The following is a 26,407-nucleotide window of genomic DNA, read 5'->3' on the forward strand; positions in this document are numbered from 1 at the left end:
ACTTTATCTGTTTCCAAAATGATGAAAGTTCAAAATACGAATTAATGTGCTGTTAGTAGTTTCTCTACATCAGCAATATTGCGACATTGAATAAGTTGAACAGGTGAGAGCTGAATCGCGTATGTTTCATTGATACGTTTTGAAACGACTTTTAAATGATGTGGACGCAGCCCGAGATGAGTAAAATGAGTTGAGCTGTCCACTTGCTTATTTGGTGTGTGGCCTATCACTTCTAAATAAATATCGAGTAGTTGATTTTGCTGTTTAGCATTATTTTCAAGGGGTATAGATGAGTGGTCAGACTCATTATTCTTAAAATATAGTCGTTTATTTTGAAGCTCACTGAAAAAATTACTGAGATCAAAACTGAATATTTCTGAACCAATAATTTGCTTGATTGCCAATTGTAGTGCATCCAAGAAATCGTCAATCATGTGGGGAGGAAATGCTTCTTGAGCATAATCAATATCGAAAATTAAAGCGCCGTCATTTCTTGTGCTAAAGCGAATATCAATTGCAACTTGAGGGGTTTGGGTCAGTCCATCTTGTTGCTGAATAGGATGAGATTCAGATAATACAGGCCATGACAAACCATTTGTAATTACAATCGGTAATACTGGAGCAGTGCCAACTTTTTCAAATAATAGTCGAGCGAGATCAACGCCTGAAAATGAAAGATGCTGTAAACCCTCTAAAACTTCCGTCTGCAAACGGTTTGCTTGTTCAGCAAATTGATCTGAAGTTTTCCACTCAACAGCAATAAACGTAGAGCTATTGGAAAATGGTCCAGCATAGAGGGGAAGTGTAGGAACAGCAACACATAGAGATTTGTCAGTGTTCCAATGAGATAGCACTTCCAAAATAATCGCCATGATGATTGAGTTTTTAAACAGTGAATGTTTTGCGCCAATTTTAGACATCTGTTTAAATTTGGCTTTTTCTATAACTAGACTGTTACGTTGGTAACGAGAAGTCGGTAGATTCTGTAAGGGTGTTTTCCACGGAAGCGCAGGAATGTTAGATAATTTAGAAAATTTTCTTTCCCAGTAAGTCATATCTGCTTGATGAACAGATACGCTATTTTCAGCTTCATTTTCTTCTATTTGCGTTTGGATATCATGTTGTTGTCCATCGAATAGCTCTAACATAAGTGAAGCTATAGATCGGCCATCTAAAATTAATGCATCAAAGCGGACAAAAATCGTTAGTAGATTATTTTTTAATAAAAAGACGGTGATATTCCAAGGCGACTGATTTAAATCAAATAGCTCATGCGTATAACTATTTTTATAGGACTCGATGTGGTGAGATGCACGTTCAGGTTCCCATGTAGTTAGGTCTATTTCTTTTAAATTGACACTCACTTGATCGCTTACATATTGCATTAACCTATTTTTATCAATATAGGTTCTTAAGCTGTCATGCCGCCGTACCATTTCTGTCAAACGTTGTCTTAATAAAACAATATCTATTGTGCCGTGATATTGCCTAAACTCTTGCATGGCAACACCACCTAAAGGAAGGGCTTGAGTTCGGCCTAATAGGTAGGCTTGCTGTAACGCGTTTAATGATTTTTGGGATGTACGATCTGATGGAGTATTTTGGGCTGGGCTTATAATTTGTGTATTAAGTTGTTCAGGGTGCGCTGCAAGATTTTTAAGTAAATGAATGAAAGATTTAAATAAATTCGTGATCCATTCTTTGGGTAGAGCATCTAAACGGATGTCCCAGTTAACTAAAATACCGTCATCTACATGAGCAACTTGTGCATCAAGTGCAACTTGTGGCCCTTGTGAAATGACCCAATTCATTGAGCCAAAAACACGGCGGACACGTTCGGAAAGTAAATTATCATTTTCTAAATCAAGTGCCGCTGTAAATACCACGGGAGCAATCTGTGCACTACCATGATAACGGGATAGGTCACGTAGAACATTAACACCCGAATAATGTGAATGCTCTAATAACTCAAGCATTTGATTTGCTATTTGTTTGCAGAATACGGATAAGGTAGTTGTCTCTTTCATATCGACATTTAGAATGACTAAATTAGCAAAATCGCCAATAGTGCCTTCGACATTTTTTAAAACCGGTTCGCGCCAAAAAGTAGGAATATTCAATCGGAAGCTGTGATCTTTGGTTGCATGACCAAGCGTATAGGCAAATAAACCTAATATCAGGTTAGTCACAGTAATGTGTTGTTCTCTAGCAAGTTGCTGTAATGCTTTTCGTTCTTCCGGCGATAACCACGTACTTAAACGATCACTTTTTGCTGTTTTGAATTCTTGATTAATGAAAGGTAGAGACGGAGCAGGGCTAATATGAGGCAGACGTTGTTTCCACCATAAGCGGTCTCGTTGGTTTAATTTTTTTAGGTCAGGGTCTGTCCGTATTTTTTGATACCAGTCAAAAAAATTAGGCGGATGGGAGAATGATATTTCTGGGTCTTCATAAAACAAAGAAAGATCTTCCATTAAGTTCAAAAAACTGGACGGATCTATAGCAATCATGTCCGTATCTACATGAAAACGGAAAATATTATTTTTAAGAACACTTACAGAAAATCTTGCAGTTTGACCCTGACTTAAATCAAGTTTTTGATGGGTCCATTGCTCACGTTTTTGCATGAGCATTTGCTCAATTTGATGATCGCTAAGCTTTGAAAAATCATCGACTTCTAATATCTGTTGAGCCTTCTCAGACATGATGTTTGCGATGCCATCGGCGCTCAAACTTAATCTCAAAATAGTGTGTTCTTTATAAAGTCGTTGAAGTGCTAAATGTAATTTTTGTAGATCAATAAATTGACCGTCAAATTCTGCATAGAGGTGGGCAGCAACCCCACCTAAAGTTGCGTTGCCAGAGCGACCAAACCAGCAGGCTGCTTGCATCGAAGTTAATTCACACATTGAACGATAACTCGGTTGACAAATTAATCTTGTTTCAGCATCATACAAACAAATGAAAATGATTACCAGTTGCATTTGTTAATCATTTCCAATTTTGCTGTGAATATATAGCTTGTCCGTCTTAAGAATTTTCTTTTGTCGGTATTCAAATTAAATATTTATGCCGATATGTAAGAAAATTTACGAAGAATCAATAGCTTGATAACCATTAAATTAAATTGAATATTTAGAATGTCATGAAAAAACAGTTGATTGAGTTTGTTCGCTGGTCTCCAGAGAGAGCGCAACACTATCGAAATAAAGGTTATTGGATTGACCAACCTTTGACGCGCATTTTAACGGTAGGGGTTCAATTGCACCCGCATTCGCCGGCAATTATTTGTGGTGAGCGTCAGTTGAGTTATATCGAGCTGGACCGGCTATCAACAAATTTAGCTTCTCGACTAGCTGAAAAAGGCTTGGGCAAGGGTGATACAGCTTTAGTACAGCTTCCCAATGTTGCAGAGTTTTATATTGTCTTTTTTGCCTTGCTTAAGGCAGGCGTGGTTGTGCTCAATGCACTATATAGCCATCGCCAATATGAACTAAATGCCTTTATTAAACAGATTCAACCTAAGCTTTTAATTGGTTCGCGTCAGCATGAAGTCTTTAGCAATAATCAGTTCATTGACTCACTTCATGATGTAAATTTAAGTCCTGAAATTATTTTGATGCTCAATCATCAAGCTAACGATTTCGGACTATTAGACTGGATTGAAACACCAGCAGAGACCTATGTTGATTTTTCATCTACACCTGCTGATGAAGTTGCTTTCTTTCAGTTGTCAGGTGGAAGTACGGGAACACCAAAACTTATTCCACGCACGCATAATGACTATGACTATAGTGTGCGGGCCAGTGCCGAGATTTGCGGTTTAAACTCAAATACCCGGTTATTGTGTGCTCTGCCAGCTCCGCATAATTTTATGTTGAGTTCACCCGGTGCATTAGGTGTTTTACATGCAGGTGGATGTGTTGTGATGGCACCAAATCCTGAACCGCTCAATTGTTTTTCTATTATTCAAAGACATCAAGTCAATATGGCATCTTTAGTGCCGAGTGCTGTCATTATGTGGCTAGAAAAAGCAGCTCAATATAAAGATCAAATCCAGTCTTTAAAGTTGCTTCAAGTGGGGGGAGCAAGTTTTCCTGAATCTTTAGCCCGTCAAGTTCCTGAAGTCCTCAATTGTAAATTACAACAAGTATTTGGAATGGCCGAAGGCTTGGTCAATTACACCAGACTCGATGACTCCGATGAGCAAATCTTTACGACCCAAGGGCGTCCTATCAGTTCTGATGATGAAATCAAAATTGTGGATGAACAGTATAAAGAGGTTCCAGAAGGTGAAATAGGAATGCTTGCGACCCGGGGGCCTTATACCTTCTGTGGTTATTACCAAAGCCCTGAACATAATTCACAGGTCTTTGATGAGGACAACTATTACTATTCAGGCGATCTCGTGCAGCGTACTTCGGATGGTAATTTACGTGTAGTAGGAAGAATTAAAGATCAGATTAACCGTGGTGGTGAAAAGATTGCTTCGGAAGAAATAGAAAAACTTATTCTTTTGCATCCAGAAGTTATGCACGCAGCTTTGGTCGCAATTGTTGATGAACAATTCGGTGAAAAAAGTTGTGCCTTTATTGTTTCTCGGAATCCCGAACTTAAAGCTGTTGTGCTCAGACGCCATCTCATGGAGTTAGGTATTGCACAATACAAACTTCCAGACCAGATCAAATTAATCGAAAGTTTGCCACTGACTGCAGTCGGTAAGGTGGACAAAAAACAACTTCGCAGCATTTTAAATACATCTACAACATCTTAATAAATATTGAGCAGCATATGGCTATTTCAAAAATTTCCACTTATCTCATGCCCAAACGAGAGAGTTATCCAAATAATAAAACAGACTGGCAGTTAGATCCTTCTCGAGCAGTTTTATTAATTCATGATATGCAGCGTTACTTTTTAAATTTTTACGATGCTGAAAGTGAATTAATTAAAACAGTTGTTAATCATTTAGTTCAACTAAGAACTTGGGCACATCAGAACAATGTTCCTGTTGTCTATACCGCACAGCCTTATGAACAACCAGCGGCAGATCGAGCATTACTGAATGCGATGTGGGGACCGGGTTTGCCAGCCTCAACAATCGATCAGCAAAAAATTATTGATCAACTTTCTCCTGCTGAACATGACATTGTCTTAACGAAATGGCGTTATAGCGCGTTTAAACGTTCGGATTTGCTTGAAAGAATGCAAAGCTGGAATCGTGATCAGCTCATTATTGGTGGTGTTTATGCCCATATCGGTTGTATGGTTACGGCAATTGAAGCCTTTATGAGTGACATACAACCCTTTTTGGTTGGCGATGCAGTTGCCGATTTTTCAGAAGAAGAACATCGCTTAGCTTTGAAATATGTATCTTCACGTTGTGGTCAAGTCACTGATACCGAATCTGTAGTGGGGCAGGTGGCAACAGGCATTACACGACCTTGGCTAGAGCAAAAGGTCCAGCAGCTTATTGAAGAAGAAGAATTAGACCCCGAAGAAAACCTGATTCTTTATGGATTGGACTCATTACGAATTATGCAGTTTTCTTCGGAACTCAAAGCACAGGGAATCAATATTAGTTTTGAAGAATTAGGACGCACACCCACTTTATCAAATTGGTGGTCATTGGTTGATGCACGGCAAAGGATTGCAGGGTAGAGGGTTGCCATCATAAGGCATACGACAAATCCTGGTCGCTAAATTTATACATAAAATTTATATCTTTGATAGCGACTCCTTAGACGACTTGTAATCGTCATATTAACGGAGCAAAAAATGATTTTATCGCCTGCTGATCAAGAGAGAATTGAGACATTCTGGAATTACTGTTTAAAACATCAATACTTCAATATTGGGTATCCTGAATCTGCAGATTTTGATTATTCCGCTTTATTTCGTTTTTTCAAATTCTCTATTAATAATTGTGGTGATTGGAAAGACTATAGCAATTACGCATTGAATTCTTTTGATTTTGAAAAAGATGTGATGGCGTATTTTGCTGAAATTTTTCAAATTCCCTTTGAAGAAAGCTGGGGATACGTAACTAATGGTGGCACAGAAGGTAATATGTTTGGCTGCTATCTGGCGCGTGAGCTATTTCCTGATTCCACATTATATTACTCAAAAGATACGCATTATTCGGTTGGAAAAATCGCCAAATTATTGCAGATGAAATCTTGTGTGATCGAATCATTGGATAATGGTGAAATCGACTATGATGATTTAATCGATAAAATAAAAACCAATAAAGAAAGTCACCCCATTATTTTTGCAAATATTGGTACGACCATGACCGGTGCAATTGATGATATTGAAATGATTCAAGAGCGCTTAGCGCAAATTGGAATCATGCGCCGAGATTATTATATTCATGCCGACGCTGCCTTGAGTGGCATGATTTTACCTTTTGTCGATTATCCTCAGGCATTTTCCTTTGCTCATGGCATCGACTCGATTTGTGTGTCTGGTCATAAAATGATTGGCTCACCGATTCCGTGTGGCATTGTTGTGGCCAAACGCCAAAATGTAGAGCGTATATCAGTAGATGTTGACTATATCTCTACACGTGATCAAACCATTAGTGGTTCTCGCAATGGCCATACTGTCTTGTTGATGTGGGCAGCAATACGTAGCCAAACTAATTTACAAAGACGACAGAGAATTCAACATTGCCTAAAAATGGCCCAGTACGCAGTTGATCGCTTTCAGGCAGAGGGCATTCCTGCTTGGCGGAATCCGAATTCAATCACTGTGGTATTTCCGTGTCCTTCAGAGCACATCTGGAAAAAGCATTATCTGGCAACCTCGGGAAATATGGCTCATTTAATTACTACGGCACATCACCGAGATACACGTCAGATTGATAGCTTAATTGACGACGTTATTTTTGATTTACAAGGTGCCTCTAAACGTACAGTTGGTTTTTAGTCATATCAATCAAGATGATTTAGACAAATCCATATTAATTTTTACAGTCTAGAAAATGATCTAAAAATATTTGGATAGGGTGGTTAGGAAGTTTTTGATGCAATTAAAGTTTTTAAAAAAATACTTTTTATATGATTTTCTTATTCATGCTTTTTTAAAGCCGAAAAAGGCAATTCTTGCTGGTCAACTGAAGCGAGATTTCATTTTAAGTACCGCTTTTTTTATGAATATAAAGAGAGATAAGCATGTCTGATTTAAAGTTATCTCATCTGATGACAGACTCTTCCTTGGCACCTGCACTCAAGCCAGCATTTCCTAAATTATTTGCAGGAACGCTTGCTGCCGTATTTTCTGGCTTAGCCATTTTAACTGCCCTGTGGGGCATGATTCAGTTGATTGGTTATTTATCTTCTTATTGGGTGATCTTTTCAGCGGTTTTTTGGATAGTCGGGGCGGCATTGGCAGCACTGGCTTCATGGTTAGTGCATGATGCAGAGGCTGGATTTTCGGCACGATTACGTCGTCAAATTGCTCATCATTTAATTCGGTTACCGACCACAACCCTATCAAAGCAGGGTGACCAAAGCTTAAAACGACTGGTTTCAGACGATATCGCAACCTTACACCATATGGTGGCGCATTTACCGTCGGAAATTGCGATTTTTGCTGTAATCCCTTTAGTTTCCATTGTCTTATTAGTTGTGTTGGTTGGCCCGATGGCCCTTTGGGTATTATTACCTGGGGCAATTGCTTCACTTTATTATTTAATTATTGTCCCCCATGTATCAAAACGGGATGGTGCTGCGCGTATGCAGGTCATGTTAGATATTATTGGTTCTGCTGATGATTATGCGCGCGGCATTCGTGATAACCGAATATATGGGCAACAATCTGGCGCTTTAAAAGCCTATACTCAATCAGCACAAAATTTCACTCAAAATATGGTGTCTTGGGTGAGTAAAGTCGCAACCCTTGCTGCTGTTGCCACTGCATTGCTACAAGCTGTTGCAACCTTTGCCATAGCCTATTTTGTAGCTTATCAATACGACAGCATGACCTTGGCTGCAACACTTTTCTTTAGTTTGGCCATCGTGACACCTTCGCTACGTTTAGGGCATGGTCTTGATTATGTCGCTGCTGGGCGGGCTGCAGCTAGTCGTTTATCTGCATTCTTAAAAGAGCCAGTACTTTCATCGGGCAATCTACAACAGATTGAGCAAGATGTAACACTTGAAATAGTTAATGCAAGCTTTGCAATCGAAAATCAAAAAGTATTGGATCGATTAAGTTATGCATTTCCAAAAAACTCAATGACTGCAATTACGGGACCGAGTGGAGTTGGAAAAACAACCTTACTACGAGCACTTGCTGGGTTCGCTGTATTGCAAGAAGGTGTCGTTCAATTAGCAAAAACAGATATTTTGCAATTACATGAAAAGCTAAGATATGAAAAGGTTTTGTTTATTCCACAAGGTGGAGATGTATTACCGACCACAGTAAGAGAAAACTTGTCCTTATCTGCTGTTAATGCAAATGATGAACAACTTGAGCAAGCATTACTCAAGGCCCAATTAAAAGTAGATTTAAATGCAGATGCAACTTTACTTTCAGGCGGTGAAAAACAACGCATAGGAATAGCGCGTGCATTTTTATCCTCAGCTCCTATTATTTTATTAGACGAGCCAACGAGCGCACTCGACCAGACCAATTCGACAAAAATAATATTGGAGTTAAGCCACTTAGCTAAAAACCAGAATAAAACCATCGTCATGGTCACTCATGATCTTGCCTTAGCTGCTCATGCCGACAACAGGTTAGTGCTTAACGGCCCAACTGACTCAGGGAAATCTTTATGAATACTCCTGCTAAATTAAATAAAGATCAGATTTTTTCGATGCTTCCTCGTGCGGCCAAACAAAAATTAATTATTGTTGGTATCGGATGGATCATTGTTGCAGCAATTGAAGCAATCGCATATACCGTATTGGCATTTGCAATTGTCAATCAATGGTCTCCAAGTTGGGTTCTCATCAGTGCAATTGCAGCAATATTAGTGACAGTTATAGTCACTCGTGCTGGCTTCCTCACGGGTGTCCGTTTAGCAGGGGACCTATTTGCTGAGTTAGGCAAATCTTTAGCTCGTGCTAAGCTCTCTTGGTTTACCAATGAACAGCGTGCTCAGATTAAGACAATTGCTGGACAGGGAATTCCTGGGTTTATGAGTATTCCTGCTCATCAATTGCAAACCTTTTTACATGCGCCTTTTATGCCTTTGTTTTTAACAATAGGAATAGGCATGCTTGCCGGAGCAGGCGTAACATTTGTCGCTTTAAGCTTACTTTTACTCTCTTTATTTGCCCAATTCCTAGTACAACGTGCACTCATGCATATTGATAAAAAACGTAATACTGCCGATTTAGCTGCTTCACAAGCAACGTTGGAATTGGTTGATCATGTTGAGTTATTACGCACAGCCGCGGGACCAGAACGTGCGGTCCAAAGGCTAGAACATCGTTGGGAAGAGCAAGAAGAGACATTAGTACGGATTAATCGTGCTGCTGCATTTGCAAGTTTTGTTGCAACCTTGGCAAGTGTTTTACCGATTGCTGGGATGGCAACTTATCTGGTACTTGCTGGTGTCAATCATGCTGCTTTGGTGTTGGCATTACTCGTCTTAATTGGACGTGCAGCAGCGCCATTAGGTGAACTTGCTACCGCAGGGTTACATATCAATGATTTGTTTGCTGCACTGCGCAACTTTAATCAGATCACCCATCCACCTGAGTTGCCTGAGCCATTACACCCTCAAATTCCTACTGGCCATCATATTTCGGTACAAGGCGTTAGCTATGCGCCAGCACTTGAAAATATGACTCTCGACATCGCATTGGGGAGCAGAGTATGGGTTACCGGACCAAGCGGTAGTGGTAAGAGCACTTTACTTGAATTGCTTACACGGTTTGATGATCCACAAAGAGGAAAAATTATCCTTGGTGGCATAGCTCTTGATCAAATGAAATATGAAGATTTGGTCTCGAATATTGCTTATGTCACACAAGAACCTATTTTGTTCACAGGAACACTGGCTGAAAATATCCGTTTAGGAAAACCTGATGCAACTGATGATGAAATAGAAAAGGCTGCAAGAGATGCCGCATTAGGGGCAATGATTGACCGCAGTTCAGAAGGAATTAACCAATCGGTTGGTAAACAAGGCACCGCATTGTCGGGTGGTGAACGTCAGCGAGTCGCAATTGCGCGAGCATTACTCAAAAAAGCGCCGATTTTAATACTTGATGAAGCCACTTCTGCCTTGGATGAAGAGACTGAGCAGGAAATCGTTACAACGATACGTGCCCTTTCTTCTACGGTTATTTTTGTCACACATCGTGATTCAGCCATTTGGCAACCGACTCAAACTATCAATTTAGCTTCAACTTCTGTTTAAAAAAAATAGCGCAGAAACCTGATTTAAGCATTTTTTATAAAAGAAAAATGCTTAATATTTGGAGAATTCTTAAATGAATAAACCTCAATATAATATGTTCTGTTTACCGCCTGCGGGGAGTAGCGCGAGTATTTATCATCCATGGAAAAAGCAGGTCTCTGACAATATTCGTATTATTCCTATTGAATATTCGGGTCATGGTATAAAAATAAATGAACCATTGATGGATGATCCTAATCTATTGGCTATGCAAATTGCCAATGAAATACAAGCTTACTCAGACACACCGTTCATTTTATTTGGACATAGTGTGGGAGGTGGCTTGATTTGGAAAGTACTCAATTATTTGAATGAAAAACCCATAATTGATCAGTTGAGATTAATCGTTATAAGTAGCCGACCTGAGCATCACTATATTCAACATATGCGGTACAAGCATGAGCTAACTGATGAAAAAATTATTGATGAATTAAAACGATACAATAATTTTCCTGACGAAATTTTAAATAATCAGGATGCACTCACATTCTTTCTCAAAATCATTCGTAATGACTTCTATCTTAGTGATCAATTGCTTAGCGAGAACATACACAAGACTGAGGTTCCGATCATTGCATTTTATGGCAAACAGGACCCTGATATTCCTAACAAAAGAATGATGGATGCATGGCAACAACACACAGAAAATTGGTTAGGAAGTATTGAGTTTGAAGGGGACCATTTCTACTTTCTCAATCCCGAGACCCGAATAAAGATGCTTGAAAACATTGCTGCCATCGTTGAAACATTGACCGTGAATATTGAATAAAGTGCAGGCTATGAATACGGAGAAGCCAGTAAATAGAGGGGCTAATTCATGTCTGGATGAAATAAATATTCAATATGAAAAGCTAACAGCTTTCGGGATAGATATACATAAGGTCCAGCTCAGCCAAATCAAAGAAATACCTCAGCTTGATCATATCTATCAGGAGCTGAATATATTTCTTCCACCGAATATAAAAAGCTCACGCTTCATTCGTCAATTAGAGTTCTTGACGGGGCGCTTAGCAGCAAAATATGCATTACAAAGCCTCAATTTACAAGATTCTATTGTCTATCAAGGTAGACATGGGGAACCCCTATGGCCCGAAGGAGTGATGGGGGGGATTAGTCATGTTGGATCAAAAAAATCATGTTATGCCATCGCATATGCTAGAAATAACACGCTTAAAGAAAAAATATTTGGAATCGATATAGAGTCTCAAAAACATCATATTTTTTTTCAAAAGAAAGATGAATTTTATGATGTTTTTCTCAATAAAAACGAGCAAGAAGAAATTGAAAAGCTACTAAAAGATCAAGCATATTTATATTTGATAATATTCTCCGCTAAAGAAAGTATCATTAAGGCATTTTATTTAAAATATAAGCAAATTATTGATTTTAAGAATATAAAATTTAAAGCGCTAGATGGCGCGTTTCTTTATTTTTACCTTAGACAAGAAAGTTTAATTGAGATAACTCTAGAGGTTAAAGTTTATTTTTTTCATACAAATAACGAGATAATTACAATTTCTTGCATTGAAAACTAAATTTGTTATTGATAATAATAATCATTTGCATTAATGTGTGTTTCAGTATTTTTATATCCATATATTTAAAAAGAAGTACTACAGAATTTGCTTGAAAAAAAATCAATGTGAGAGGTGATATACAGATGATGCAGACTCAAATATCAGTAGAGCAAAATTTAGATCATATCGGTCAAAAGAAATTTTCATGTTTTTCTACGAAGAATTATTATCTTGAGGTGAGCGAATTTATTAAAACTGTAAATACACCTGCAGCAAATACGGCACTATTTAATGATGAGATTGCAAAATGTTTTGAAGAAATTAAAAAGCAAGGCCATCAAAATCCAGTTTTAATTGGTGCTATACCTTTTGATATTACAAAGAAAAGTAGCTTAAATTTTTATGCTGATCATAAAAAAATAATACAAACATCTTCTACGATTAACTCATTAAAAAATCGTAATAACATTGAGATAATTAATAAGTCATTACTCATTCAACGACAAAAATTTGAAGGTACAGTACAGCTAGCTTTAGATGCTTTTGAGAAAAAGAAGGTAGAAAAAGTTGTTCTTTCTCAGGCTGTTGAATATGAGTTCAACCGTCATCAAGAGCCAGAAAACTTATTGGCTGCTTTATTAAAACAAAATCCAAATGCTTATAATTTTGTGATTCCAGTAGAACATAATAATTATATTCTAGGCGCAAGCCCAGAACTGCTTTTATCAAAACAAGGTCGTATTGTAACCAGTAATCCTTTGGCCGGTTCTAGACCCAAATCTCAGATTTCCGAAAAAAATTTCGTCAGCCAACAAGAATTAAATCATTCTGAGAAAGACCAACATGAACATCGAATTGTGGTTGAAAATATTATTAGAAATTTAGCCACTCATTGTGTAGAGCTTAAGGTTTCTGAATTTCCAGATATTTTAGAAACATCAACAATGTTGCATTTATCATCAGAATTCCAAGGTATGCTCAAACAACAGGCACCGAATGCATTAAACCTTGCATTAGAATTACATCCAACACCAGCGGTTTGTGGCTCACCAACTCATGTTGCTAAGAAGTTTATTTTAGATCATGAAGGTTATGACCGACATTATTACACGGGGTTAGTAGGCTGGATGGATGCCGAGGGTAATGGAGAATGGGTAGTGACGATTCGCTGTGGTCTACTCAGTGAAAATAAAATGCGCTTATATGCTGGTGCTGGAATTGTCGAAGGGTCAGATGCCGAAGCTGAATGGCTAGAAACAGAAGCTAAGATGCAAACCATGCTAAATATTCTAAATACAAAAATTGCTGTGTAATTATTAAACCTAGGCTGGTTTTACTTTTATAGTCAAAACAATAACTAAATATTCCAATGAGATATATTAAAAATTTAATAAAAAAGCCTGCATAAAGCAGGCTCTTTTATTTAAGAGGATTATTCTAAGAATTTAACGGTTACGCCAGAACGTACTTTATTACCTAAATCGTTAGCATCCCAGTTAGTTAAACGGATACAACCATGTGATGCAGTTTTAGAAATTAAAGACGGGTTTGGTGTACCGTGAATACCAAAAGATTTTTTACTTAAACCAATCCAGATATTACCTACAGGAGCATTTGGGCCAGGTGGTAAAGAAAGCGGTTTTAAGTTTTTACCTTGTACGAAGTTAGAAGGTGAGTAGCTATACCAAGGGTTACGTGCTACACCAACTACCTTGTAAGTACCGGTCGGAGAAGGCGTATCAGTACTGCCAATTGTTGCAGGAAATGACGCAATCATTTGGTTACGACTGTTGAAGAGGTACAGTTGTTTTGCACCCTTATGCGCAATAATCAAATGAATGTCTTCTGGTAAATCATTGCGTACGTTTGGAACAATGATTTTTTCACCCGCTTTTTTGAATGTCGCAGTTGGGTTAATTTTCTTTAAGAAAGCTTCATCAATATGAAACTTCTCACCCAACATTTCGCTAACACGAGTGTAGTACAAACCTTTCATTTTGGCCTGTAATGCGTAGTCAGAAGGAATTGACTCAGCATATGGACCTTTTAAATCAGCATCAGAAATTGTGTATTCAATAAATGCTGGCTTGGTTTGTTTAGCAACTAATACATCCCAAGTTTCTTTAGTCAGTTCACCAGTAGGTGATAAACCATTCATTTGTTGGAATGAAGAGATTGCTTTTAATGTGTTTTTACCGCTCATGCCGTCAATCGCACCTGGCGATGCATGTGCATTATTGAGCATAACATGCGCACGAGCATAAACTGGAAGTTGGCCTTTACCAATATTTTCAGACCATTCAGCCGAGTTTAAGCTATCTAAAGTCCATGACGCAGCAGGTACTTGTGCTGTAGCAGAGGCAGTTGTGGTTTTAGCTGCTACTGGTGTAGATGCAGCAATACCAGACTCGGCATTTGGGTCTTCAGTTTTTTGCAAATTTTGTAATGTTGTTGACGCTCGATTTAGGTCATTTTGTTCTTGAGCGGTAATTTGTGTCGAAGCTTGAGCTTTTACAGTTGAAGCTGCATCTACTGCTAAAGGATCAATCGGATCTTCTACAGGAGCTGATACCTTTTTAGGGTTCAGGGGTTGCTCAGTTGTTGAAGCAGCAAAAGCAACATTAGCAATAATACAACTTAAACTCATAGCGAGTAATGAGCGAACAAACATGTAATTCAACCTTAAGAATTTTCATATAAGCAATAGGGACTTGATCTAATCTAAAAGTGCATAAAACTACCAATAACTCATCTCTATGAGTTCAAGATTGGCAATTTAGTGGTTAAAAGAATATCAATAGACCCGATGTAACATGTTGCAAGTATTGCAGAAAACCTTGCTGCTTGCAGTAGACTTTTGTGTAAATATGCATTTTTTAGTAGATTGACGAGTTTTTTGTGTGAAATTGAAATTATAAAAATCTTTATGTTTTTGATATGATGCTGCCACATAAAGAATATAGAGATTGGTAATGACGACTTTGAAAAATGATCGTTTCCTACGAGCTTTGTTACGCGAACCTGTAGATACCACACCGGTATGGATGATGCGTCAAGCAGGACGTTATTTGCCTGAATATCGTGAAACACGTTCAAAAGCAGGCGACTTTCTATCTCTATGTAAAAATACAGAATTTGCTTGCGAAGTGACTTTGCAGCCTTTACGCCGTTACGACTTAGACGCAGCGATTTTATTTTCAGATATTTTAACAATTCCAGATGCATTAGGTTTAGGGCTTTATTTTGAAACGGGTGAAGGCCCTAAGTTTCAAAAAACGGTACGTACTGAACAAGATGTGGCGAATTTACCCAAGTTAAATGCAAAATCAGACCTTGATTATGTAATGAATGCGGTAAGTACAATTCGTTCTGCTTTAGGTGGCCAAGTTCCACTGATTGGTTTCTCTGGTAGTCCTTGGACGCTTGCAACGTATATGGTTGAAGGTGGTTCAAGTAAAGAGTTCCGTTTCACCAAGCAGATGATGTACGCACAACCAGAAGTTTTGCATGCCTTACTTGATCATTTAGCAGATTCAGTCATTGATTATTTAAATGCTCAAATTGATGCAGGTGCTCAGGCTATTCAGATCTTTGATAGCTGGGGCGGGGCATTAGCACACCGCGAATACGTCGAATTCTCTTTAAATTACATGAATAAAATCATTGCAGGTTTACAGCGTGAGAAAGACGGCCGACGTATTCCTGTTATTGTGTTCACCAAAGGTGGCGGTCAATGGTTAGAGCCAATGATTACCACTGGTGCAGATGCATTAGGACTTGATTGGACTACTCCGCTTAATACAGCTCGAAATGCTGTCTCTGGGCGTGTAGCGTTACAAGGCAATCTTGATCCTGCTGTTTTATATGGCTCGGCTGCTTCAATTGAAAAAGCAGTAAAAGCAATGTTAGACGATGCTTACGCAAACGGTGAAAAAACAGGTTACGTTGCTAACTTAGGCCACGGTATTACCCAGTGGGTAGACCCTGCGCAACCAAAAATCTTTGTAGATACAGTGCATGAGTATAGTGCTAAATATCTAGGATAGTTTTTTGTGCGCCATCTGATTTTACCCATTCATTTTATCGGCAAGGCTGTTTCGGCAGCCTTGTTTGGTATTCTGCTTTTAATTGCTTTTGCTTTAACAGCGCCGATGGGAAGCCATGAATATATGGGTTTTTATCGCTATGATTATTTACTTATCTATGCATTGTTAATCCAGATCTGCTTACTTTATTTAAAGCTTGAATCATGGGCAGAAGCCAAAGTTATTGCTTTATTTCATGTCATGGCGATGGTCATGGAAATATTTTTAACGCATCCCGCGATTGCATCATGGCAATATCCTCAGCCTGCGGTATTTAAAATTTTAACTGTGCCTTTATTTGCAGGCTTTATGTATTCGGCTGTAGGTAGTTTTTTTGCACGATCAATTCGACTGTTTCAAGTTTCTTTTGAAAAGCTCCCAAGTTTTGGAACGATGCTTTTACTGGCATTTTTCTCATATATAAACTTTATGAGTAAATTTTTTGTACCTGATATCCGATATATTTTATTTGCGATCAGTATTTTTATTTTTTGGAAGACTAAGCTTTATTTTCAGCTCAATGAACATAAATTTAAAATCCCGATGTTGCCTGTATTGTTTACACTCGCTTTTCTCATCTGGATTGCTGAAAATATTAGTACTTTTTATAAAATCTGGCTCTATCCAAGTCAGGTAGATGCTTGGCATATGGTGGGCTGGGGTAAACTGGGGTCATGGTATTTATTATTACTCTTAAGTTTAGTACTGGTACTTAAAATATTGGGTCATCGAGATAATCAAGGTAACTGGAATTTAAGATAAATTTTTCTTTTGCACTTTTTATCATATTGTTTATTTTTTAATTGCTAATTCACAACCATCTCGCTATCTTTAATAGCGTGTAATAAAAGTTACACATAACAATACAACACATAAGAAACAATCAATAATGATTTTGGAGATTTACATCTATGTTAAAAAAATTAGCTTTAGCTGCGTTATTAGCGGCTGGTTCAAGTGTTGCAATGGCTGACAACGACGTAGGTTGTGGTGTGGGTACACAAGTATGGGCTGGCAAAAAAGGAGTAGCGCCTAAAATTCTTGCTGCGACAACAAACGGTATTTTTACTAACCAATTACTAGGGATCACTTTCGGTACTTTAGGCTGCCGTCAAGGCGGAACAGTAACTGCGCAAGTGGTTACATTCACAAATGAAAATGCTGAAGCTTTAGCACGTGATATGGCAGTAGGCCAAGGTGAAAGCCTGAACGTACTTGCTGAGTTAATGCAAATTAAACCTCAAGACAAAGACCGTTTCTTTAAAGTTTCAAAAGCAAACTTTGGTGAAATCTATTCTGCAAATAACCAAAATACGCTTCAAGTTTTAGCATCATTACAAACTGTAATGGCTAAAGATGACGTTTTAAAAGCTTACGTATAAGTTTGAAACTGAAAACCCTGTCGTATGGCAGGGTTTTTCTTATATTTAATGATAAAAATTGATGAGCTTAATGAAGTCAGTTGTTTTAGTTTTTGCCTCTTTGGCAGTGAATATTGCGTATTCAGCAGATATAAATCCATCTATTCAAAAATATTGGTCAATCGCAGAACAACAAAATCTAGATCAAGACATTACATGGCAAAGGCTCATGTATGCCAATAAAAACCAGAAAAGTGAGGTCACTTATTCTGGCTATTTCCTATCAAAAAATGGAAAAAATAATCTAAAAGAAGAGTTGAAAGCGGATATCTCGGCATTATTTATGCCCGCTCAAGATAATCGGTCGATTCGTTGTAAGTTCCCTGCACGTAGCCAATGGCTCATACGAAAAGTCGGCATTCAAGAAAATGAATTGCCTCAAATAAAGTGTTCAGAATTTGAAAACTGGATTGGACAGATTAAGCCTTACAAAGCGACATTAATTTATGCAACCGATTTTATGGGCAATCCAAGCTCCATGTTTGGGCACACTTTATTGCGTTTAGACCCCAAAGATCAGCAACAATTAAATTTAGTTTCTTATGCTGTAAATTATGCAGCAACTGTGGCCGGAAACGACAACTGGTCATATGCATGGAAAGGCTTAACAGGGCAGTATCCGGGTGAATATTCACTAATGCCTTATTACCGTAAAGTAAAAGAATATGGCGATTTTGAAAGCCGTGATTTATGGGAATATGAGCTAAATTTAACTCCTGAGGAAACACGTTTCTTGGTGTCTCACATTTGGGAAATGCAACATGTGAGTTTCCCTTATTACTTTGTGAGTGATAACTGTGCCTATCGATTGTTGGGATTAGTGGATTTAGTAAAACCTGAATCTAACTTACAAGAAAAATTTACTTATGCCTCCATTCCAATGGAAACTATTAAATCAATGCAGCAGCAGGGACTCACCAAAGCTCCTGTATATCGACCTGCTTTAGAAACTCAATTATTGGCACAAGCTCATCAGCATGGTGCTTCACTGGCGAAGGTGGCTCATCAAATTACGATGATGCCGACACAGCAGTCTTCTCAGATTTTAAAATCATTTAGTGAGCAAGATCAGGCTAAGATTTTAGAGATGGCTTACGATGATTTATACCTCCAATTTATTAGCCGAAAAATAGAAGAAAGTGTTGCTCAGCCGCAGTTACGTCAGCTTTTAGCGCTCAGAAGTCAGATTGATTTAGACAAACAGCGTCAAGAACCAAAAAGACCAACAAAGGAACCGACTCAAGGCCATAACGCACGTAACTTTTCCGTGAAAGCTGGTGAGGTGCAAGGTGATAAGTTTATCGAACTTGGTCATCGGCAAGCCTACCATGACTTAATAGATCCTCAAGGCGGATATCGTGCAGGTACTCAATTACTATTTTTAAATGGTAATGCACAGTGGCGAGATGATCATTTAAAACTAGAACGTCTTGATTTGTTAGAAGTGAACTCTTATAACCCGATTCAACCTTTTAAAACACCGCTGAGTTGGGGATTTAATTTAGGTTGGCGTCAGGAAGCCATTCATGATGGAAGCTTTAGTGAAGGCAAACAGCACGGCGTCGCAAGTTTTAATGCACAAGTTGGTTACAGCCTTGCTGACTATGAGCGCAAACATATTTGCTATGGGCAACTACAGACCTACGTACAAACAGGTTCAAATCTAGATAAAGGATGGCGTGTAGGCGTAGGCCCGACTTTAGGTTGTATGAACCAATGGTTTGAGCGTTTCAACTCTGTGGTGCAAATTGAGTTGCCCTATTGGGAAGACCAAAATCAATGGAATTTGAGAGTCAATACGCAGTGGCAGTATCTGATTAATCGCAATAATGCCGTTCGATTAAATTGGGATTATGAACAACAAAACCATCAAGACTGGATGAAATCAAGTCTAGGATATGTCTGGTTCTTTTAAAGAATACGCCCTTAAAAAAAGAGAAATGAAATTATTCATTTCTCTTTTTTGTGTTTAGCTAAGGCGATTATTTCTTTATTGCATTTAATACTGCATACGCTGCTTTAATGCGTTCTTCATTTGGAATACGTTTATTGGTTAACATGACTAAACCAATATTTTCTTTAGGAATGAACACGACATATGTTCCGAAACCATTGGTTGAGCCAGTTTTGTGGAACATCTTAACTGAAGGTTCTTTGGAAATTGTAGTCACTTTATTAGGCTTCATCACGATTTGCTCTGAATTACTGTCTAATAAAGTTTGTAAAGGCGCTGGATAAGAAAATTCTTCCCAACCTAATGCTTGATACATGGTGCCGACTTGATAGAAACCTTGATGTGTTTCATTAATTGCACGTTGAATATCTGCTGGATATTTTTGTGGATTTAGGTTGGCATTAATAAACTTAAGCATATCGGGTAGTGTCGATTTGACGCCGTATGCTGGAGCATCTAGCGGACCAGGATTAACTCGAATCGGCTGATTTTCTTGGTTATAGCCAAATGCATAGTTTTGCATCTGAGTTTTAGGAACATTTACATAGCTATGTTTTAAGCCAAGATCTGGAAAAATTGTTTTTTCTAAGACTTGATCGAAAGGTTTATTCATAGACAATGCCACAACTTTTCCAAATAAACCAATGCTTGGATTTGAATATTGTCTATATTCACCGATTGAGTTTTTAGGTTTCCAGTCTTTGAAAAAAGTTAAAACTTGTTGGTCTGTTTGTACTTCATCTGGGAACTGCAAGGCAAGGTTACCACTTGTATACGTTGCGAGTTGAAGTAAGTTAACTTGGTCAATCGGTGTGTTTTTTAGTTCTTTCCAATATTTACCAGACGTATCGTCAAAAGAGATTTTTCCTTTATTTTTTGCATATCCACCTGCTGTCGCGGTAAATAATTTACTGACAGAACCTAGCTCAAAAATGGTACTGCTATTTACGGATTTTTTATCTTGGACAGATTGAAGACCATAATACATTTCATACTTTTTATTATTCTGAATAACACCCACGGCCATACCCGGCACATCATATTTATCTAATAAAGGTTTAAAATTTTGATCTACCAGTTTTTTAATTTCTTGGTCTTTTGGTGTATTGCCCGCATAAATTGAGGTACTAAAAATAAAAAGCGGGGATAAAAGTAGACAAGAAATTTTTTTAAATCGCATGATTAACTCTAAATCGTTTAAAAATAAAGATGCGTACTTTTATAACAAAAATCATCAAATTTAATTGTTATGTTTTATTGGTTAAGTGCTTTAAATAGATATAAAAAAGCCCAACTTCGTCGGGCTTTTATTTTGGCAGTAAAACTGGATTAATAGCTTTCTGGTACTGCACTTAAAAATTCACGACGTGCTTCTTTGTCGGTTTTAAAATCGCCGACAAATGAAACTGTACGGGTTGTAGACTCTTGTTTACCTACACCACGCATCATCATACACATATGTGCTGAATCGATGACTACAGCAACACCGCGAGCACCAGTCACTTCTGCGACAGCTTCTGCGATTTGTTGAGTCAGATTTTCCTGAATTTGCAAACGGCGAGCAAACATCTCGGTAATTCGTGCAAATTTAGATAAGCCAAGAACTTTGCCTTCCGGTAAATAGGCAACATGAACACGACCGTAGAATGGGAGGAGATGATGTTCGCAAAGCGAATAGAATTCAATATTCTTCACCAATACCATTTCATGGTTATCTGATGGGAAAACAGCATTATTGGTGACTTCTTCTAAAGTTTTACTATAGCCAGAAGTTAAATATGAAAAAGCTTTAGCCGCACGCACAGGCGTATCTTTAAGGCCGGGACGATCAAGATCTTCACCGACGGCAGTCAGGATATTTGCGTACGATTGCTGCATTGACATAAGACGTATAAATTTACTCTATTAGACAAGCTCGGCATTGTATCAGAAACATGACCTGATGTTCATAAATCCTCGCACTATATTTATTTTGGTTTTGCGCAAGCTTAATAAAAGATGAATAAATTTCATGTTTTTTATCGTTAATAGTCAAGTGTTTGGACATGAAATGTGCGCTTAATATTGGTAAGTTCTAAATGATCGCGTAATGGCATCATATTTGCACAGAAGCATTATTATAAAGCATAAGGATAAAACATGTTAGAACGTCCAATCACCTTCTTTTTCCGTGGTGGTCAGCAGCAAGTAGAAAATGTAGTACCTACAATGACGGTTTTACAATTTCTACGAGAATATACCCAAACTGGTAAGACTAGGCAGACTGGTACAAAAGAGGGATGTGCTGAGGGCGATTGTGGTGCATGTACAGTAGTGATTGGTGAGTTGGTCAATGACAACCTGCAATTACGCAGTGTGAATGCGTGTATTCAGTTTTTACCCACTTTAGATGGTAAAGCCTTATTTACAGTAGAAGACCTTCATAGCTTATTGCCTGTACAAGATGGCACACTTCATCCGGTACAACAGGCGATGGTTGATATGCATGGTTCACAATGCGGTTTTTGTACACCCGGTTTTATCATGTCGTTATGGTCAATGTACGAAAATGAACAACATTCTCCAAGCAAAGATAAAATCAGTGATTATCTTTCTGGAAACTTATGTCGTTGTACAGGCTATCGCCCTATTTTAGATGCAGCACAAAAAGCTTATGACTATCCACGTGTTGTATTAGAACGTCAAAAAGTAATTGATGTATTAAAAGAGATCAGAACATTACCTGCATTACATTTAAATGATCATGGTCAACAATTCTTTGCACCAAAGACTTTGCAGGATTTTGCCGTATTACGCTTGCAGTTGCCGCAAGCGCGTATTGTTGCAGGGAGCACAGATGTCGGTTTGTGGGTAACAAAGCAGGGCCGTGATTTGGGCGATATGCTTTATATCGGTCAAGTTGAAGAGCTCAAAAAGATTGTAGTCACAGACCATGCTTTAACGATTGGAGCAAATGTCAGTTTAAGTGATGCACTCATTAAAATTTCAGATTTTTATCCCGACTTTCAAGAATTACAGCGCCGTTTTGCTTCCATGCCGATTAAAAATGCAGGAACACTAGGTGGAAATATTGCCAATGGTTCGCCTATTGGTGACTCAATGCCGGCGTTAATTACGCTAGGTACACGATTGATTTTGCGCGTAGGTGAACAGACTCGTGAAATTGCTTTGGAAGACTTTTATATAGATTATCAAAAAACAGCATTACGACTTGGTGAGTTTGTTGAGGCGATTGTTATTCCGCTTCGCGAAGGGCAGACACGTTTTAAATTTGCCAGCTATAAAATTGCCAAACGTTTTGAGCAAGATATTTCTGCGGTATGTGCAGCCATTTCATGCGATTTAGATAATGATGATGTCGCTCACAATGTAAGAATTGCTTTTGGTGGTATGGCAGCTATTCCCAAACGTGCAAAATATGCAGAAGCGATATTGGAAGACCAGCAACTTACAGCAGAATTGATGGTTCAAGCACAAGAGGCATTGTCGCAAGACTATCAGCCTTTAGATGATGGACGTGCTAGCTCGGCATATCGTTTACACGTCGCAAAAAACTGTTTACAGCGGTTTTATGTAGAAAAAATCCTGTCTCAAACGATCACTCGTGTGAATGACTTGATTGCTATGGTGGAGATCTAACATGAATCAAACCATTGACTTAAATATTTCTAAAAAATCAGCTAAAGCAGGCGACTCGATTCCACATGAGAGCGCGCATTTACACGTAACGGGGCAGGCAACTTATATTGATGATTTACCCGAGCTTGAAAATACCATGCATTTGGCGGTCGGATTTTCAAGTTGTGCCAAAGGTAAAATCAGTAAGTTTGATTTGGATGCCGTACGTCAGGCTGATGGTGTTTATGCAGTTTTTTCGGCAAAAGATATCGAGGTTGAAAATAATTGGGGACCAATTGTTAAAGATGACCCGATTTTTGCCGAGGGGCAGGTTGAGTTTTATGGACAAGCTTTGTTTGTGGTTGTTGCTGAGAGTTATCAGCAAGCTCGTCAGGCAGTTCGCTTAGCAAAAATTGAGTATGTGCCTGAAACTCCGATTTTAACCATTCAAGATGCGATTGAAAAAGAATCGTGGGTTTTACCGCCTGTAGAATTTAGCCATGGTGAAGTTGAGCAGGCATTTCAAAACGCAGCACATCTACTATCAGGTTCTATTGAACTGGGCGGGCAAGAGCATTTTTATCTTGAAGGGCAAATTTCCTATGCGATTCCACAAGAAAATCAGAGCTTAAAAGTCTATTGCTCTACACAACATCCAACCGAAATGCAGTTACTGATTTGTCATGCACTAGGCATGAATATGCATCAGGTCAGTGTGGAAAGTCGCCGTATGGGTGGTGGTTTTGGTGGTAAAGAGTCACAGTCGGCACAGTGGGCATGCATTGCATCTTTGGCAGCGCAAAAAACAGGTCGTCCGTGTAAATTGCGTTTAGATCGAGATGACGACATGAGTGCTACAGGCAAACGTCATGGTTTTGCTTATGAGTGGTCTGTGGCTTTTGATGACAGTGGTGTTTTGCAAGGTTTGAAGGTTCAATTGGCTTCAAATTGTGGTTTTTCGGCTGATCTTTCTGGGCCTGTGAATGAACGTGCGATTTGTCATATTGGCAACGCTTATTATTTAAATGCGGTTGAGCTACGTAACTTACGTTGTAAAACCAATACTGTTTCCAATACGGCATACCGTGGTTTTGGTGGACCGCAAGGCATGTTTGTCATTGAAAATATTATTGATGACATTGCTCGTTATTTAGGTTGTGACCCTGTTGAAATTCGACAGCGTAATTTCTTTGCTGAGCAGCCTGGCGCCGGACGTGACCGTATGCACTATGGGGCAGAAGTCCGTGATAATGTTGCTCCTCGACTGGTGGCCGAATTATTGCAAAGTAGCGATTACGCGAAACGTAAACAGAGCATTCATGCCTTTAATCAGAGCAATGACATCATTAAGCGTGGTATTGCGCTAACACCATTAATGTTCGGTATTTCGTTTAACGCCGTGCATTACAATCAGGCAGGTGCACTAGTCTATGTGTACATGGATGGCACTGTTGCGATTACGCACGGTGGTACAGAAATGGGACAGGGGTTATATACCAAAGTACGGCAGGTTGCTGCACATGAGTTGGGTTTACCAATCGATAGTGTTCGTTTAATTGCAACCGACACTTCTCGGGTGCCAAATACTTCGGCAACTGCAGCATCGAGTGGAGCAGATCTAAACGGTAAAGCTGTTCAAAATGCTTGTATTAAGATTCGAGAGCGTCTGGCAAAACTTGCAGCAAACATAAGTGATAGTGACGCAGAGCAAGTCCAGTTTGAAGATAGTATGGTTTCAACAGCCAATGGCCATTCATGGACATTTCCTGACTTGGTTCAACGGGCATATATGGCGCGTGTGCAATTATGGGACAGTGGCTTTTATAAAACGCCAGAAATTCACTATGATCAGGTCAACCACTTAGGGCGCCCATTTTTCTATTATGCTTATGGGGCAGCGGTCAGTGAGGTCGCAATAGACACTTTAACTGGAGAAATGAAAGTATTACGTGCTGACATTTTGCATGATGTTGGACGGTCAATTAATCCTGCAATTGATATTGGACAAATTGAAGGTGGTTTTGTCCAAGGGATGGGGTGGCTCACGACAGAAGAGTTGTATTGGCAGCCTCAAGGACCGCACGCAGGACGCCTATTTACCCATGCGCCTTCAACGTACAAAATCCCGACCAGTTTTGATATGCCGCATATTTTTAATGTCAAACTGTTTGATAACCAAAATCAGGCAGATACCATCTATCGCTCCAAAGCGGTAGGTGAACCCCCATTTATGTTGGCATTATCTGTTTTCTCTGCAATTCGTCAGGCTGTACAGTCGGCTATTCCAGAAAATGCACCGCTCGTACTCAATGCTCCGGCAACTGCCGAAGAAATTTTACGTGCAATTGCGATTGGGCGGGGACAAGCTTTGGCTAACCGTCCACAAGCTAAAATGTAGAAGATTATGCAACATTTACAATGGTGGACTGATTTTGTAGCGTGGCAAGTCGATGCTCTACCTATGGTATTGGTCACAGTGGTCCGCGCTGATGGTTCAACACCACGGGAAGTTGGTGCAACAATGTTATTGCGGTTTAATTTGCAACAGCAATGGCAGCAGTCAGATACGATTGGTGGTGGGCATTTAGAGTTTCAGGCCATTGATATTGCTAAAGCAATGTTAAAAGAATCGGAAACTTGTGTGAGGCGTATTGAACGCTTTAACCTCAGTGCTCGGTTGGGGCAATGTTGTGGTGGGGTGATGTGGTTATTGTTTGAAAAAATATCACCCGCTGTAACCCCGTCAGATTTATCCATGAGTTTGCAAGCATGGCGAGCTGGAAGGCATATATGGCGTACCGTCTCACATCAATATGTGTCCACTTGGCAGATTATGGACATGGAACAACAACCAAGTTTCGAGTTTCATTCTGCCAACAGTGAGCAATGGCAATTTGGCCAGCAGATTCAAGCATATGCCATGCAAGTGCTGATTTGTGGTGCGGGGCATGTGGGTGAAGCAATCGTCCGTTGTTTATTGCCTATTGGTGTTCGGGTGAAATGGATTGATCCACGTGATGATATTTTCCCATCCGATTTACTGCAACAGGTGCAATGTTTAACGACTGATACGCTTGAAGCCGAGATCGAGCATTTTGACCGTTCAGGTGCAATTTTAATATTAACTCACGATCATCAATTAGATTTGCAACTGTGTTTTGCAGCCTTGAAACCTACGACAAAACCATTTGCTTATGTTGGGATGATTGGCTCAAAAAGTAAAAGGGCTATTTTTGAGAAACGTATGCAAGTACGCGGTTATACTCCGGAAACATTACAACGCTTAGTTTGCCCTATTGGTATAGAAGGGATTTCATCGAAACAACCTGCAACGATTGCCATTGCAGTTGTTACTCAATTATTGCAGGTGTTTGATGTAAAAAAATGATCCCAAA

Annotated in this window: 19 protein-coding genes; 15 read left to right on the top strand and 4 right to left on the bottom strand. The window is 38.9% G+C overall.

Annotated features, from left to right (window positions below; all coding sequences use genetic code 11):
- Window positions 1-41: 41 nt before the first annotated feature.
- Complete coding sequence (gene basD / locus J580_RS13555) at window positions 42-2,984, bottom strand: acinetobactin non-ribosomal peptide synthetase subunit BasD (protein ID WP_032004528.1); 2,943 nt, start codon at window positions 2,982-2,984, stop codon at window positions 42-44.
- Window positions 2,985-3,145: 161 nt separating this feature from the next.
- Here basD and basE point away from each other — a divergent pair, with 161 nt between their 5' ends.
- The 8 genes from basE (at window position 3,146) to basJ (ending at window position 13,247) form a co-directional block, all read left to right on the top strand.
- Window positions 3,146-4,774: a (2,3-dihydroxybenzoyl)adenylate synthase BasE gene (gene basE / locus J580_RS13560; protein ID WP_032004529.1), complete on the top strand. Its 1,629-nt coding sequence runs from the start codon at window positions 3,146-3,148 to the stop codon at window positions 4,772-4,774.
- Between the two features lie 17 nt (window positions 4,775-4,791).
- Window positions 4,792-5,661 (top strand): acinetobactin biosynthesis bifunctional isochorismatase/aryl carrier protein BasF, encoded by an 870-nt coding sequence (gene basF, locus J580_RS13565; protein WP_032004530.1) that lies wholly within the window; start codon window positions 4,792-4,794, stop codon window positions 5,659-5,661.
- Between the two features lie 117 nt (window positions 5,662-5,778).
- Window positions 5,779-6,930, top strand: a complete 1,152-nt coding sequence (gene basG, locus J580_RS13570; protein ID WP_032004531.1) for an acinetobactin biosynthesis histidine decarboxylase BasG — start codon at window positions 5,779-5,781, stop codon at window positions 6,928-6,930.
- A gap of 245 nt (window positions 6,931-7,175) precedes the next feature.
- Window positions 7,176-8,786, top strand: coding sequence for an acinetobactin export ABC transporter permease/ATP-binding subunit BarA (gene barA, locus J580_RS13580; protein ID WP_032004534.1), 1,611 nt, complete (start codon window positions 7,176-7,178; stop codon window positions 8,784-8,786).
- Window positions 8,783-10,378: an acinetobactin export ABC transporter permease/ATP-binding subunit BarB gene (gene barB, locus J580_RS13585; protein ID WP_032004536.1), complete on the top strand. Its 1,596-nt coding sequence runs from the start codon at window positions 8,783-8,785 to the stop codon at window positions 10,376-10,378. Before barA ends, barB begins: the two co-directional genes overlap by 4 nt.
- 73 nt (window positions 10,379-10,451) lie before the next feature.
- A complete protein-coding gene (basH, locus tag J580_RS13590; protein ID WP_032004538.1) occupies window positions 10,452-11,186 on the top strand; it encodes an acinetobactin biosynthesis thioesterase BasH in 735 nt (244 codons plus the stop codon).
- Between the two features lie 10 nt (window positions 11,187-11,196).
- Window positions 11,197-11,952: an acinetobactin biosynthesis phosphopantetheinyl transferase BasI gene (gene basI, locus J580_RS13595; protein ID WP_032004540.1), complete on the top strand. Its 756-nt coding sequence runs from the start codon at window positions 11,197-11,199 to the stop codon at window positions 11,950-11,952.
- A gap of 125 nt (window positions 11,953-12,077) precedes the next feature.
- Window positions 12,078-13,247 carry an acinetobactin biosynthesis isochorismate synthase BasJ gene (gene basJ / locus J580_RS13600; protein WP_032004541.1) on the top strand — a complete coding sequence of 390 codons (1,170 nt, stop codon included), beginning with the start codon at window positions 12,078-12,080 and terminating at the stop codon, window positions 13,245-13,247.
- A 119-nt stretch (window positions 13,248-13,366) separates the two neighbouring features.
- Here basJ and J580_RS13605 read toward each other — a convergent pair whose 3' ends face one another.
- Entirely contained in the window at window positions 13,367-14,605 is a 1,239-nt protein-coding gene (locus tag J580_RS13605; protein ID WP_032004543.1) for a L,D-transpeptidase family protein, read from the bottom strand.
- Window positions 14,606-14,906: 301 nt separating this feature from the next.
- Between J580_RS13605 and hemE the strand changes: the two genes are divergently transcribed.
- The 4 genes from hemE (at window position 14,907) to J580_RS13625 (ending at window position 19,355) form a co-directional block, all read left to right on the top strand.
- The gene (gene hemE, locus J580_RS13610) at window positions 14,907-15,980 is read left to right on the top strand and encodes a uroporphyrinogen decarboxylase (protein ID WP_032004544.1); all 1,074 of its coding nucleotides are present in this window, start codon (window positions 14,907-14,909) and stop codon (window positions 15,978-15,980) included.
- Window positions 15,981-15,986: 6 nt separating this feature from the next.
- Window positions 15,987-16,781 carry a DUF817 domain-containing protein gene (locus tag J580_RS13615; protein ID WP_032004545.1) on the top strand — a complete coding sequence of 265 codons (795 nt, stop codon included), beginning with the start codon at window positions 15,987-15,989 and terminating at the stop codon, window positions 16,779-16,781.
- 149 nt (window positions 16,782-16,930) lie between these two features.
- Window positions 16,931-17,401 (top strand): DUF3015 family protein, encoded by a 471-nt coding sequence (locus J580_RS13620; protein WP_003650547.1) that lies wholly within the window; start codon window positions 16,931-16,933, stop codon window positions 17,399-17,401.
- Window positions 17,402-17,462: 61 nt separating this feature from the next.
- Complete coding sequence (locus J580_RS13625) at window positions 17,463-19,355, top strand: DUF4105 domain-containing protein (RefSeq protein ID WP_032004546.1); 1,893 nt, start codon at window positions 17,463-17,465, stop codon at window positions 19,353-19,355.
- 67 nt (window positions 19,356-19,422) lie between these two features.
- On the opposite strand, the gene blaADC is transcribed toward J580_RS13625, so the two are convergent.
- On the bottom strand, window positions 19,423-20,574 hold the full coding sequence (gene blaADC / locus J580_RS13630) for an ADC family extended-spectrum class C beta-lactamase (protein WP_032004548.1): 1,152 nt from the start codon (window positions 20,572-20,574) through the stop codon (window positions 19,423-19,425).
- Between the two features lie 149 nt (window positions 20,575-20,723).
- Entirely contained in the window at window positions 20,724-21,272 is a 549-nt protein-coding gene (gene folE / locus J580_RS13635; protein WP_002118643.1) for a GTP cyclohydrolase I FolE, read from the bottom strand.
- 261 nt (window positions 21,273-21,533) lie between these two features.
- Between folE and xdhA the strand changes: the two genes are divergently transcribed.
- From xdhA to xdhC, 3 genes are read left to right on the top strand one after another with little or no spacing between them, the layout of a single operon-like run.
- Entirely contained in the window at window positions 21,534-23,033 is a 1,500-nt protein-coding gene (gene xdhA / locus J580_RS13640; protein ID WP_032004550.1) for a xanthine dehydrogenase small subunit, read from the top strand.
- Window position 23,034: 1 nt separating this feature from the next.
- Complete coding sequence (gene xdhB, locus J580_RS13645) at window positions 23,035-25,410, top strand: xanthine dehydrogenase molybdopterin binding subunit (protein WP_032004552.1); 2,376 nt, start codon at window positions 23,035-23,037, stop codon at window positions 25,408-25,410.
- Window positions 25,411-25,416: 6 nt separating this feature from the next.
- Window positions 25,417-26,400 (top strand): xanthine dehydrogenase accessory protein XdhC, encoded by a 984-nt coding sequence (gene xdhC / locus J580_RS13650; protein WP_032004554.1) that lies wholly within the window; start codon window positions 25,417-25,419, stop codon window positions 26,398-26,400.
- Window positions 26,401-26,407 lie beyond the last annotated feature (7 nt).

It is taken from the genome of Acinetobacter sp. 1542444, assembly GCF_000581835.1.
GTDB classification, from domain to species: Bacteria; Pseudomonadota; Gammaproteobacteria; order Pseudomonadales; family Moraxellaceae; genus Acinetobacter; species Acinetobacter pittii.

Excerpts from the sequence above, each read along its gene's own strand:
- basJ (WP_032004541.1), top strand. The coding sequence starts at position 12,078 with ATGATGCAGACTCAAATATCAGTAGAGCAAAATTTAGATCATATCGGT.
- J580_RS13625 (WP_032004546.1), top strand. The coding sequence starts at position 17,463 with ATGAGCTTAATGAAGTCAGTTGTTTTAGTTTTTGCCTCTTTGGCAGTG.
- barA (WP_032004534.1), top strand. The coding sequence starts at position 7,176 with ATGTCTGATTTAAAGTTATCTCATCTGATGACAGACTCTTCCTTGGCA.
- xdhB (WP_032004552.1), top strand. The coding sequence starts at position 23,035 with ATGAATCAAACCATTGACTTAAATATTTCTAAAAAATCAGCTAAAGCA.
- basE (WP_032004529.1), top strand. The coding sequence starts at position 3,146 with ATGAAAAAACAGTTGATTGAGTTTGTTCGCTGGTCTCCAGAGAGAGCG.
- basD (WP_032004528.1), bottom strand. The coding sequence starts at position 2,984 with ATGCAACTGGTAATCATTTTCATTTGTTTGTATGATGCTGAAACAAGA.
- xdhC (WP_032004554.1), top strand. The coding sequence starts at position 25,417 with ATGCAACATTTACAATGGTGGACTGATTTTGTAGCGTGGCAAGTCGAT.
- basH (WP_032004538.1), top strand. The coding sequence starts at position 10,452 with ATGAATAAACCTCAATATAATATGTTCTGTTTACCGCCTGCGGGGAGT.
- J580_RS13605 (WP_032004543.1), bottom strand. The coding sequence starts at position 14,605 with ATGTTTGTTCGCTCATTACTCGCTATGAGTTTAAGTTGTATTATTGCT.
- folE (WP_002118643.1), bottom strand. The coding sequence starts at position 21,272 with ATGCAGCAATCGTACGCAAATATCCTGACTGCCGTCGGTGAAGATCTT.
- barB (WP_032004536.1), top strand. The coding sequence starts at position 8,783 with ATGAATACTCCTGCTAAATTAAATAAAGATCAGATTTTTTCGATGCTT.
- xdhA (WP_032004550.1), top strand. The coding sequence starts at position 21,534 with ATGTTAGAACGTCCAATCACCTTCTTTTTCCGTGGTGGTCAGCAGCAA.
- basF (WP_032004530.1), top strand. The coding sequence starts at position 4,792 with ATGGCTATTTCAAAAATTTCCACTTATCTCATGCCCAAACGAGAGAGT.
- blaADC (WP_032004548.1), bottom strand. The coding sequence starts at position 20,574 with ATGCGATTTAAAAAAATTTCTTGTCTACTTTTATCCCCGCTTTTTATT.
- basI (WP_032004540.1), top strand. The coding sequence starts at position 11,197 with ATGAATACGGAGAAGCCAGTAAATAGAGGGGCTAATTCATGTCTGGAT.
- hemE (WP_032004544.1), top strand. The coding sequence starts at position 14,907 with ATGACGACTTTGAAAAATGATCGTTTCCTACGAGCTTTGTTACGCGAA.
- basG (WP_032004531.1), top strand. The coding sequence starts at position 5,779 with ATGATTTTATCGCCTGCTGATCAAGAGAGAATTGAGACATTCTGGAAT.
- J580_RS13620 (WP_003650547.1), top strand. The coding sequence starts at position 16,931 with ATGTTAAAAAAATTAGCTTTAGCTGCGTTATTAGCGGCTGGTTCAAGT.